This window comes from Parabacteroides sp. AF14-59 (assembly GCF_003479515.1).
GTDB lineage: Bacteria > Bacteroidota > Bacteroidia > Bacteroidales > Tannerellaceae > Parabacteroides > Parabacteroides faecis.
On sequence record NZ_QUHH01000008.1, the window covers coordinates 1 to 10354 of the forward strand.

10 protein-coding genes are annotated in these 10354 nt (G+C 43.3%); 6 read left to right on the forward strand and 4 right to left on the reverse strand.

Features of this window, described 5'->3' with window-relative positions; all coding sequences use genetic code 11:
* Window positions 1-118: 118 nt before the first annotated feature.
* Together DWW23_RS10715 and DWW23_RS10720 are read right to left on the reverse strand one after the other, a co-directional pair.
* Window positions 119-643, reverse strand: a complete 525-nt coding sequence (locus DWW23_RS10715; protein WP_122353281.1) for an NUDIX domain-containing protein — start codon at window positions 641-643, stop codon at window positions 119-121.
* Between the two features lie 87 nt (window positions 644-730).
* Window positions 731-1696 carry an ROK family protein gene (locus DWW23_RS10720; protein WP_122353282.1) on the reverse strand — a complete coding sequence of 322 codons (966 nt, stop codon included), beginning with the start codon at window positions 1694-1696 and terminating at the stop codon, window positions 731-733.
* A 248-nt stretch (window positions 1697-1944) separates the two neighbouring features.
* On the opposite strand from DWW23_RS10720, the gene DWW23_RS10725 reads away from it, so the two are divergent.
* A complete protein-coding gene (locus DWW23_RS10725) occupies window positions 1945-2418 on the forward strand; it encodes a GyrI-like domain-containing protein (protein ID WP_122353283.1) in 474 nt (157 codons plus the stop codon).
* Between the two features lie 29 nt (window positions 2419-2447).
* Here the strand turns inward: DWW23_RS10725 and DWW23_RS10730 are convergent, their stop codons facing one another.
* Complete coding sequence (locus DWW23_RS10730; RefSeq protein WP_122353284.1) at window positions 2448-2825, reverse strand: VOC family protein; 378 nt, start codon at window positions 2823-2825, stop codon at window positions 2448-2450.
* A gap of 18 nt (window positions 2826-2843) precedes the next feature.
* Window positions 2844-3566: an MBL fold metallo-hydrolase gene (locus DWW23_RS10735; RefSeq protein WP_122353419.1), complete on the reverse strand. Its 723-nt coding sequence runs from the start codon at window positions 3564-3566 to the stop codon at window positions 2844-2846.
* A gap of 631 nt (window positions 3567-4197) precedes the next feature.
* Here DWW23_RS10735 and DWW23_RS10740 point away from each other — a divergent pair.
* Genes DWW23_RS10740 through DWW23_RS10760 form a run of 5 tightly spaced genes read left to right on the forward strand, consistent with a single transcriptional unit; the run spans window position 4198 to window position 9948 of the window.
* Complete coding sequence (locus tag DWW23_RS10740; RefSeq protein ID WP_187576530.1) at window positions 4198-4887, forward strand: ABC transporter ATP-binding protein; 690 nt, start codon at window positions 4198-4200, stop codon at window positions 4885-4887.
* Entirely contained in the window at window positions 4874-6139 is a 1266-nt protein-coding gene (locus tag DWW23_RS10745) for an ABC transporter permease (RefSeq protein ID WP_122353285.1), read from the forward strand. Before DWW23_RS10740 ends, DWW23_RS10745 begins: the two co-directional genes overlap by 14 nt.
* A 12-nt stretch (window positions 6140-6151) precedes the next feature.
* A complete protein-coding gene (locus DWW23_RS10750; RefSeq protein ID WP_122353286.1) occupies window positions 6152-7417 on the forward strand; it encodes an ABC transporter permease in 1266 nt (421 codons plus the stop codon).
* Window positions 7418-7455: 38 nt separating this feature from the next.
* Window positions 7456-8577 carry an efflux RND transporter periplasmic adaptor subunit gene (locus DWW23_RS10755; protein WP_122353287.1) on the forward strand — a complete coding sequence of 374 codons (1122 nt, stop codon included), beginning with the start codon at window positions 7456-7458 and terminating at the stop codon, window positions 8575-8577.
* 18 nt (window positions 8578-8595) lie between these two features.
* A complete protein-coding gene (locus DWW23_RS10760) occupies window positions 8596-9948 on the forward strand; it encodes a TolC family protein (RefSeq protein WP_122353288.1) in 1353 nt (450 codons plus the stop codon).
* Window positions 9949-10354 lie beyond the last annotated feature (406 nt).

The following is a 10354-nucleotide window of genomic DNA, read 5'->3' on the forward strand; positions in this document are numbered from 1 at the left end:
TTTATTTATTTTTTACTATATATTAATCTATTTTGTCGGGTGAGGGTAGTAATTGTATTAAAAATAAAAGAGCGGACTTTTATCCCGCTCCTAATTGTAATAAACCCATGTTTACCGGCTAGCAATAGTTTTTTCTATAGATTTCGATCCCTTTCTTTATCGACATGAGGCCGAAATCATCTGCATTTAACTCTTCCTTTTTCAGGATAACGGCTTCGGCTGCATCATCTTCTGCATGGACGCCCTCGAAATTTTCCACATAACATTCAAAAAACATATCCACTGTGTGTACCTCAAAGCCGCTATACATATATAGATTAGGAATAGAAAACAGATAACGACATTCGGTAATATCCAATCCTGTCTCTTCCTTCACTTCACGATGTGCCGCTTCTTCAGCCGATTCGTGCATATCGACAAAACCTCCCGGTAAATCGAGTGTTCCTTTGGCCGGATCTTTGGCACGGCGCACCAATAAGATTTCTCCTGCCGCATTGCGGATAAAACAGGCAACGGCCGATGAAGGATTGAAATAATAAACGAAGCCGCATGTCGTGCATTGTTTAGCTTTCTCATTACGTTCGACGAAAGTTTTAGCACCACACTGGGGGCAATAAACGAACTGATGTAAAGGATGACTCATAGAATAAACTGATATATAATGTATATAAATGAATAAGGGCGGCTTTAGGCCGCCCTCGATCCGGGGAAAATCCCCAGTGAAATACGATTATTCTTTCACTTCCCAACCCAAAGCACTTGCACCTAATACAGCTGCATCGCTTTCTTTCAATTGAGAGAAAAGAAGTTTTGTTTTACCTTCGTACACTTTCAGCATGTTCTTTTCCATAGAACGTTTGATCGGATTCATGATCAGATCGCCTGCCTTGGTCAGACCGCCGAACAGAATGATAGCTTCCGGACTGGAGAACGCAACAGCATCAGCAAAAGCTTCACCCAGGATATTACCTGTAAATTCAAAGATTTCCTGAGCCAGTTTATCATTCTTCATCGCTGCATCATATACATCTTTTGAAGTGATTTCATCCGGATCCAGTTCACGCAGCAAGCTGTCGTCTTTACGGATTTCCAGATATTCACGTGCTGTACGGGCTACACCTGTTGCAGATGCATACGTTTCCAGACATCCCTGGCGACCGCAACCGCAAGGACGACCGTTGTTACGACGCATAATAACGTGTCCCAACTCACCGGCAAACCCGTCATGTCCGTAAACCAGGTTACCGCCAATAACGATACCGCTACCAACACCTGTTCCCAGTGTGATCACGATAAAGTCTTTCAGGCCGCGTGCTGCGCCATAAGTCATTTCTCCGATCGCTGCAGCATTCGCATCGTTAGTCAGTGCTACGGGAATACCCCCGATCTGTTCGCTGATCAACTGAGCTAAAGGAATTTTACCTTTCCACGGAAGGTTAGGTGCAAATTCGATACAGCCGTTGAAGAAGTTACCATTGGGAGCTCCTACGCCTACACCTTTGATTTTGTCGGGACCACCAGCTTGTTCGATCACTAATGATAAACCTTGACCGAGTTCGGTCACATAATCATTAATGTCATTATATTTACCTGTTTTGATCGATCCACTGTACAAGATTGTTCCTCTTGCGTCTACTACTCCAAAAACAGTATTGGTACCGCCTATATCAATACCTACTACATAAGGCTTCTCCATGATTTTATATTTATGATTAATAATGAGATTTTCTGGAAAGCAAATATAAGAGGAATCTGATTAGCTGCAATGATTTTCTTCAAAAAAATGATGAATTGTTTCAGTTTTCAGTTGTGACAATAAATGTAACTTCAATTTGTTATTCGATCAAAATGTGTCATTTTCAGCTTTTTTCCTGCTTTGGATAGTGGATTTATCGGGATTTGTTTTATATTTGGTAGATTCTTAACTCATTAATGAATAACACTATGCCACAGGTTTCAGACATACGGCTTATGGTCCGGGCGGAACAACCTGTTTTATCGGCCCGCATAAAAGTCAGTTACAACAATTTGGAAGGAATGTTCGCCAGGAAGCGCGAAGATGCATTGAGCCTTTTACGGAAGACAGGGGTCTATATGACCGATGTACCGTTTATTATTTACTACGATTTTATGAATTTGGATATGTACGACCTGGATGTGGAGTTCTGCTTTCCGGTTTCTTGCCTGATGGAAGGGAATGAAGGTGTGCAACCCCGCGTCATTCCACAATCGAAGGTGGTCCACTGCCTGTTCAAGGGCGATTACGACGAAATGGATTATTTGTATGGTGAAATGACTTCCTGGATGATGCAGAAAGGCTATGAGCCGGAAGGCACTGCTTATGAATATTATTACCGCCGGAAAGAAGAACCTTATGACGACCGTTTAACCAAAATTGTATTGCCGGTAAAAAGCTGATACAATTTTGGCCGTTGGTGTTTTTTTCTTTATTTAGCGGGTAATATTTCGATCCAGTAATCATCCGGGTCATTGATGAAATATAATCCCATATCGGTATTCTCGTAGCATACGCAGTCCATTTCCTTATGGAATTTACGGACTTCATCGTAATCGCCGGCTACACGGAAACAGAGATGGCTTTCGTTATCTCCCAGTTCGTATGGTTCGTTACGGTCTTTCAGCCAGGTCAGTTCCAGCAGGAAGCCGGTCTGATCGTCTGTCAGGTAAACCAGTATGAATGAACCGTCTTTCGCTTCTTTTCGATGGTGTTCTTTCAGCCCCAGCGCTTTGTTGTAGAAAGCGATACTTCTTTCAAGGTCGAGAACATTAATGTTGAAATGATCAAATCTACTTTTAATTTCCATAATTGATATCTTTATAAATTAAAAATCAGTGCCTTCACCCGGTACGGACAACAAAATATAGCGGCATCCCTTCGATTCGGCATAAGGGCCGAAAGCTACTACTTCGGCGGGACGTTCCCAGAAGTGCATGGGGACTAAAACGTCTGTCTTTATCCGGTCGACAAACTGCTCGGCTCCCCGCATGAAGTCCGTACCGATACGTGGGTCGACGGGGAACATGGCGAGGTGCAAATGTTGTGTCGTTTGAGTCAATGTTGTCAGTTCGTGCAGGTAATCACCTTCCGCCTTAGCCACTTCCTGCGGTGTCGATTCGTCTTTCCAGTGCCAGTTGTTGAGGTCGCCGGCGTGGAACAGTTGTTTCCCTTCCGCTTCTATCAGGAAAGAGATACCGACATCGGTCGAACCAAAAGCCTGGATGCGGATATGCTCGTCTTCAAATACATCCCCTTTTTTCAGAAAAGTGGCATCTTCGGCTTTCGCACGCCGACGTTTCAGGATGTCTTTGGAGAAAATATATTTGATATCCGGCTTGATCTCTTTCCATTTTAAAATGTCCGGGTTGAAATGGTCCGGATGAAAATGGGAAGATAATATATATAATGTCCCTGCGCGATGGAGTAATTCATCATGAACGAATCCAGTATCCGGCGTCTTCCCCGTGTCTTTAAAATAATCGATCAGGATAGCATATCCGTCTGCTTCAATGGCAAAGCCGCTATGATAAATATAAGTAAGTCTCATACTGTTTTCTTTTGTTTTCATGTAAATAAAACACGATACGATGTGATTAAGTTGCTTCCTGCGGTACAAATATACAAAAGGATGAACTGAATTTAGAAATAGTCCGGAGATAATCCGAAAAGTATACGAAGAAAGTATATTTACTATCCTATGTAAACTGATTTACTATGGCGGGAAATCAGTGGTTGATAATTGTCGGCCGATTGGTTCATGGTTATCAACCGTATGGCCGATAAATATCAACCGAACGGCTGACAATTATCAGCCACAAAACAGATGTTGAATAGGAATCTTTAAAGCATTGATTAACAGGATGTATGCTAAATTCTTACTTGAAAACAAATATAGTATGCTTTTAGTAAGTTCAATTGTTTTTTATCAATTTATAAGAAAAAAAATTAATGGATGCAGTAAATCCGTTTGTAATCAGTTTATTTGTTAAGTAGTTTACCGCAATTCTTCAGGATTAGTAAAAATTACAAAGTTAATATAGATTAAAAATCAGTACCTTGCGATACAAGGTATTTTATATAAATATACATTTGTTCCGTCAGAGAATAAAAAAGTTCCTTAAATGTGTAACATTTTTAGCAATGTGTACGTCTAATAATGAAAAGAAATGACAAATATGATGATTCAGCTGAAAGGAATTAACAAAACGTATTTCAACGGTGCTCCGCTGCACGTCTTGAAAGGTATAGACCTGGAGATAGAAAAAGGAGAGATGGTTTCGATCATGGGAGCTTCCGGATCGGGAAAATCGACACTGTTGAATATACTGGGTATATTGGATACGTATGATACGGGTACCTATCACTTAAACGGACAATTGATTCAGAATCTGAGCGAAACACGTGCAGCTGAACTTCGTAACCAGATGATCGGTTTCATTTTTCAGTCGTTTAACCTGATCTCTTTTAAAAATGCGATGGAGAATGTAGCGCTTCCTCTCTATTATCAGGGAATGAACCGTAAGAAAAGAAATGCCATGGCGATGGAGTATTTGGATATGGTTGGCTTAAGAGATTGGGCGGAGCATATGCCGAACGAAATGTCCGGCGGACAGAAACAGCGTGTCGCTATTGCCCGTGCCCTCATTGCCAAACCACAAGTGATTCTGGCAGATGAACCGACCGGTGCACTCGATAGTGTGACAACGGTTGAGGTAATGGAACTTCTTCGCAACGTGAATAAAGAAGGTATGACTATGGTGATCGTCACCCACGAACAATCCGTAGCCGATGCCACAGAAAAGATCATCCGCGTAAAGGATGGTCTGATAGAAAACATAGAAAAAGGAAAAGGGTATGTTCGACTTTGATAATTTCCGGGAGATATGGAGTACGATCAAAAAAAACAAACTCCGTACGTTCCTCACCGGTTTTTCTGTGGCGTGGGGGATCTTTATGCTGATCGTCCTGCTGGGAGCGGGCAACGGGCTGAAGAACGGTATCATGCACAATTTCGACCGTTGGGCGGGCAACCGTGTGGAGACATGGCCACGTTATGCCAGCAAGCCGTATAAGGGCATGCAGACGAACCGGCGTATTCAATATAAGGATGATGACCTGATCGGTCTGAAACAACAGAATCCGGAAGTAAACCTGATATCGGGTGTTCTTTACCAGAGTGATACGCTTTCATACAAAGAAGAGTATAATTCTTATTCTTTGCAAGGAGTACATCCCGATAAGGCGATAATCGACAAGATCAAGATGACAGTCGGCAACGGGCGTTTTATCAATGAAGTGGATATACTTCAGAAAAGAAAGGTGATCGTTATAAGTCCCCGTATAAAAGAAGTGCTTTTCCGCTCGGAGGATCCGTTAGGAAAATACGTGAATGCCGGCGATGTACCTTATCAGGTGATCGGTGTTTATACGGATGAGGACAATAATAATAATGCTCCGGCTTATATCCCTTTCTCTACGGCACAACAATTGTACCGTTCTGGTTACGGGTTGGATAATATTATCTTCTCCCTGGATGGTATCAATACGAAAGAGGAATACGAGGCTTTCGAGAAACGTTTCCGCCAGCAAATGGGAAGACGGCACATGTTTGATCCGGAAGACCTGCGGGCGATCGGTATGTGGAGCACGATTGAAGATTTTGCCATGTTTAACGGGATGCTGAATGGTATCGCTCTGTTTATCTGGATAATCGGTATCGGAACACTGGCTGCCGGTATTGTGGGTGTTAGTAATATTATGCTGATCACAGTCCGTGAACGAACCCGCGAGTTCGGTATTCGTAAAGCGATTGGAGCCACCCCTTTTTCTATCCTGAAACTGATCATCGTAGAATCTATCCTGATAACGGCCGTGTTCGGCTATCTCGGTATGATTGCCGGGGTAGGGCTGACAGAAGGTATTAATGCTATTATGGAAAGTGCAAAGATGGGACAAGCTTCTTCCAACGATGATATGAGTACTTTCCTGAATCCTACGGTCGACTTGACCGTAGCCTTGATGTCGACGTTGCTTATTGTCGGTGCAGGCGTGTTGGCGGGTTATTTCCCCGCCCGGAAAGCAGTGAAAATTACGGCTATCGAAGCCATGAGAAACGAATAAAAACAGATAGATATGTTCGATATAGACCGTTGGGTAGAGATATGGGTGACTATCACCCGCAACAAGACCAGAAGCCTGCTGACCGGATTCGGGGTGTTTTGGGGAATCCTGATGCTTGTTATCCTGTTGGGATCGGGTACCGGTTTCAAGAACGGAGTATGGAAGAATGTGAATGGTTTTGCCACCAATTCAGCCTTTTTCTTTTCCGAACGTACGGGCGAGCCTTACAAAGGCTACAAGAAAGGACGTTACTGGCAGATGCGTAACCGTGATCTAGAAACGATCCGTAATCGGGTGAAAGGTGTTCGTTATTTGTCGCCGATGGCGATGTCGTGGGGCGGACAGAATAATGTGGTGAGAGGACAGAAAGCCGGTACTTATAATGTACGCGGTGTACATTCCGAATATTTCAATATAGAAACACAGCACGTATTGGAAGGACGTTTACTGAATGAGGTAGACGTAAAGGACAAACGCAAGGTCTGTCTGATCGGTAGTATCGTGCGTGAAGTATTGTTCACCCCGGGTGAAGATCCGATCGGAGAGTATATCCGGGTAAACGGTATTTACTATCAGGTGGTGGGAGTTGTTAAACCTAAACCACGTGTGCAGATCGGAGGACGTACGGAGGAAAGTATCATGTTACCGTTCACGACCTTACAGCAGGTTGCAAACCAGGGGGATAAATTCTGGTTCCTTTGTGCAACGGCCGACGATGGTTATCCTTGCGATAAGATGGTGGAAGATATAACAGCCGTACTGAAATCGCAAAATGAAATATCGCCTACCGACCCGCAGGCTGTTAGCAGTTTTACGATTGCCAAGCAGTTCGACAGTTTTGAAACGCTTTTTACCGGAATCAATATTCTGGTATGGCTGGTGGGTATGGGGACTTTGCTGGCGGGGATTATCGGCGTTAGTAATATTATGATGGTGACGGTCAAGGAGCGTACCCGTGAGATTGGGGTACGCCGTGCTCTTGGGGCAAAGCCGTTCGATATCATTTCCCAGATCATGAGCGAGAGTTTGTTGCTTACGGCTCTGGCTGGCTTGATAGGGTTGAGTTGCGGGGTTTTCCTGTTGGATATAGCCAACAATTTGCTGGAAAGCAGTGGCAGTGCTTCTGATAACGGCACCTTCTTCAGTAATCCGGAAATACATATCGGAGCTGCAGCTGCAGCAACCGTCGTTTTACTTATCAGTGGATTGATGGCGGGATTGATTCCGGCTTGGCGTGCCATGCAGATCAAGGCTATTGATGCAATCAGAGAAGAATAACAGTATATCATTTGTCAATTAAAATAAACTATATAATCATGAAGAATCGTATCGTAAAGAAAGTCCTGCGAATCATCTTTTTAGTATTGGTGGGAGCCGCGGTGGTCGGCACTTTCTACTTTTTGTGGAAAAAGGCACAGCCAGTCATCACTATGTATGAAGTGGTAACCCCAAAACGTGACTCGGTGGAAACAAAGACTGTGGCGACCGGAAAGGTGGAACCCCGCGATGAAGTACTCATCAAGCCCCAGATGTCGGGTATCATTTCCGAAGTACTGAAGGAAGCCGGACAGATGGTAAAGGAGGGTGAGATCATTGCAAAGATCAAGGTGATTCCGGAAATGGTCCAGTTGAACAGTGCCGAATCGCGTGTCCGTGTAGCAAAGATCAGTCTGGAACAGATAGAAGCGACTTATAAACGTGATAAGGAATTGCATGACCAGGGTGTGATCTCCAAAGAAGATTATGAAACATCTTTGGCTAATTACAAGAAAGCACAGGAAGAAGCAGAGAATGCACAGGATGCATTGGAAATCATTCGTGAAGGAATTTCCCGAAAGTCAGCTTCCTCCAGTACGACACAGGTTCGCTCAACGATTACCGGTATGATTCTGGACGTTCCTATCAAAGTCGGCAACTCTGTGATCCAGTCGAACACATTTAACGACGGTACGACGATTGCTTCCGTAGCCGATATGAACAATATGATCTTCCGAGGAAAAGTAGATGAAACCGAAGTGGGGCGTATCCATGAAGGGATGCCGATCAAATTGACGGTCGGTGCGTTGGATAGCCGTACGTTCGATGCCATGCTGGAATATGTGGCTCCGAAAGGAGTGGAAGAAAATGGTGCCGTCCTGTTCGAGATCAAAGCGGCTGTGCAGATGCCGGAAGATGCCTTTATTCGTGCCGGTTACAGTGCGAATGCCGAGATCGTTCTGAAACGTGCGTCTGATGTCCTGACAATTCCTGAAAGCTGTGTCGAGTTCAGCGGCGATTCTACTTTCGTGCAGATCGTAAAACAGGAAAAGCCGGAACAGTTGTTTGAGAAACGTCCTGTCACTGTCGGTTTATCTGATGGTATCAAGATTGAGGTGAAAGAAGGTTTGACGGAAAATGACAAGATCCGCGGAGGAATTGTCGATGCAAATAAGAAATAGAAATAAAACGAGTAAACTATGAAGCAAATAATACTATCCGTAGTATGGGCATCATCTCTTCTCTGTGCTTCGGCAGGAGCACAGGAAGCACCCAGACAATGGTCGCTGGAGGAATGTATCCGTTACGCTATTGAAAATAATATCGACCTGAAGCAGAAAGAACTGGAGCGGCAGAATCAGGAAGTAACGCTGCACACCAGCAAGTATAGCTGGTTACCCAATCTGAATGCCAGTATCAATGAGAATTTCGGTTTTGGCCGTTCGGAATCGAAAGATGGTCTGATCGTCGATCGTAACTCGGCAAATACTTCTGCTTCTATCCAGTTGAGTATGCCAGTGTTCGACGGTTTCAAAATACCCAACGATATTGCAGCCCGCAAGCTGGATCTGAAAGCGTCTGTCGAAACGTTGAATAAGGCAAAAGAAGATCTTTCCATAAATGTGGCTTCTTATTTTCTGCAGGTACTTTATAATAAGGAAATGCTGAAGATTGCCGAATTGCAGGTGGCACTCAGTTCGGAGCAGGTAACGAAGACCGAGGCTCTTTATAATGCCGGAAAAGTGCCTGTATCCCAATTGTATGATATGAAAGCACAATTGGCTAAAGACGAAGTGACATTGACCGAATCGAAAAATAACGTGAAACTCGCATTGCTTGACCTGACGCAAAGTCTGGAACTGGAACGTGATGGTGAAAATTTCGACGTACAGGAGCCGGAAACCGGTGATGCGGTGGCTCAATATATGAGTAGTATCATTCCTCCTGATCAGGTGTACGACTATGCCGTAGGTGTCAAACCGCAGGTCAAGGAACAGGAATACCTGCTCGAAAGTCAGAAGAAAATGTTGAAGGTGGCTCAGGCCGGTTATTATCCCAAACTGAATTTCAGTGCCGGTTACAGCAACGGTTATTATCATAACTTCGGTGACGGGGAGTACAATAACGCTCCGTTCAGCGATCAGTTGAAGAATAACGGACAGAAATCGATCGGTTTCAGTTTGAGTATTCCGATCTTTAACCGTTTTCAAGTTCGTAACAGTGTTCGTTCTGCCCGCCTCGCTATCCATAATCGTGAGTTGCTGATGGAGAATTCCAAAAAGATACTTTACAAAGAGATCCAGCAGGCTTATTACAATGCCACGGCTGCCCAGGAAAAGTATGTGTCGTCTGACAAGTCGGTCGATGCCAGTAAAATAGCATTCTCTTATGCGGAAGAACGTTATGGTGCAGGAAAAAGTACTGTTTTTGAATACGGCGAAGCAAAAACCAAGTATGCACAGAGTTTGGCCGAACAGACACAGGCGAAATACAACTTTATATTCCGTGCCAAGATTCTGGATTTCTATCACGGAATACCGATTACTTTATAATATTCTTTACACAAGGATATAGATCCTTTTTACAACATAATTGATAGACACACCAAGAGGAAGGGAGGTTTTCGTGAGAAAGCTTCCCTTTGTTATTAATTTAGTGAATTCAGTTCAAAATGAGTGAATAAATATTATATTTGCTGCGTTAGAAAGTGGTTTAAACACCTGGAAGGACTTAGTTCTAGAAGAACTAAGTCCTTTTCCATTCTCTTATCTTATATAAATCAATATCCCTCTGCTTTTTTATACAAAAAGTAACAGAAGTATTCCTGCTTGGAACTTCCTGATATTTATGTGAATAATACAATAACTATTCCTCAGTTCTTCTAGAACTAATATCGTTAATATAATTACTGGATGAATAGTCATGAATACAAACCATATAAATGAAGAGATCATAAAA

Excerpts from the sequence above, each read along its gene's own strand:
- DWW23_RS10730 (WP_122353284.1), bottom strand. The coding sequence starts at position 2,825 with ATGGAAATTAAAAGTAGATTTGATCATTTCAACATTAATGTTCTCGAC.
- DWW23_RS10760 (WP_122353288.1), top strand. The coding sequence starts at position 8,596 with ATGAAGCAAATAATACTATCCGTAGTATGGGCATCATCTCTTCTCTGT.
- DWW23_RS10750 (WP_122353286.1), top strand. The coding sequence starts at position 6,152 with ATGTTCGATATAGACCGTTGGGTAGAGATATGGGTGACTATCACCCGC.
- DWW23_RS10745 (WP_122353285.1), top strand. The coding sequence starts at position 4,874 with ATGTTCGACTTTGATAATTTCCGGGAGATATGGAGTACGATCAAAAAA.
- DWW23_RS10715 (WP_122353281.1), bottom strand. The coding sequence starts at position 643 with ATGAGTCATCCTTTACATCAGTTCGTTTATTGCCCCCAGTGTGGTGCT.
- DWW23_RS10740 (WP_187576530.1), top strand. The coding sequence starts at position 4,198 with ATGATTCAGCTGAAAGGAATTAACAAAACGTATTTCAACGGTGCTCCG.
- DWW23_RS10755 (WP_122353287.1), top strand. The coding sequence starts at position 7,456 with ATGAAGAATCGTATCGTAAAGAAAGTCCTGCGAATCATCTTTTTAGTA.
- DWW23_RS10720 (WP_122353282.1), bottom strand. The coding sequence starts at position 1,696 with ATGGAGAAGCCTTATGTAGTAGGTATTGATATAGGCGGTACCAATACT.
- DWW23_RS10725 (WP_122353283.1), top strand. The coding sequence starts at position 1,945 with ATGCCACAGGTTTCAGACATACGGCTTATGGTCCGGGCGGAACAACCT.
- DWW23_RS10735 (WP_122353419.1), bottom strand. The coding sequence starts at position 3,566 with ATGAGACTTACTTATATTTATCATAGCGGCTTTGCCATTGAAGCAGAC.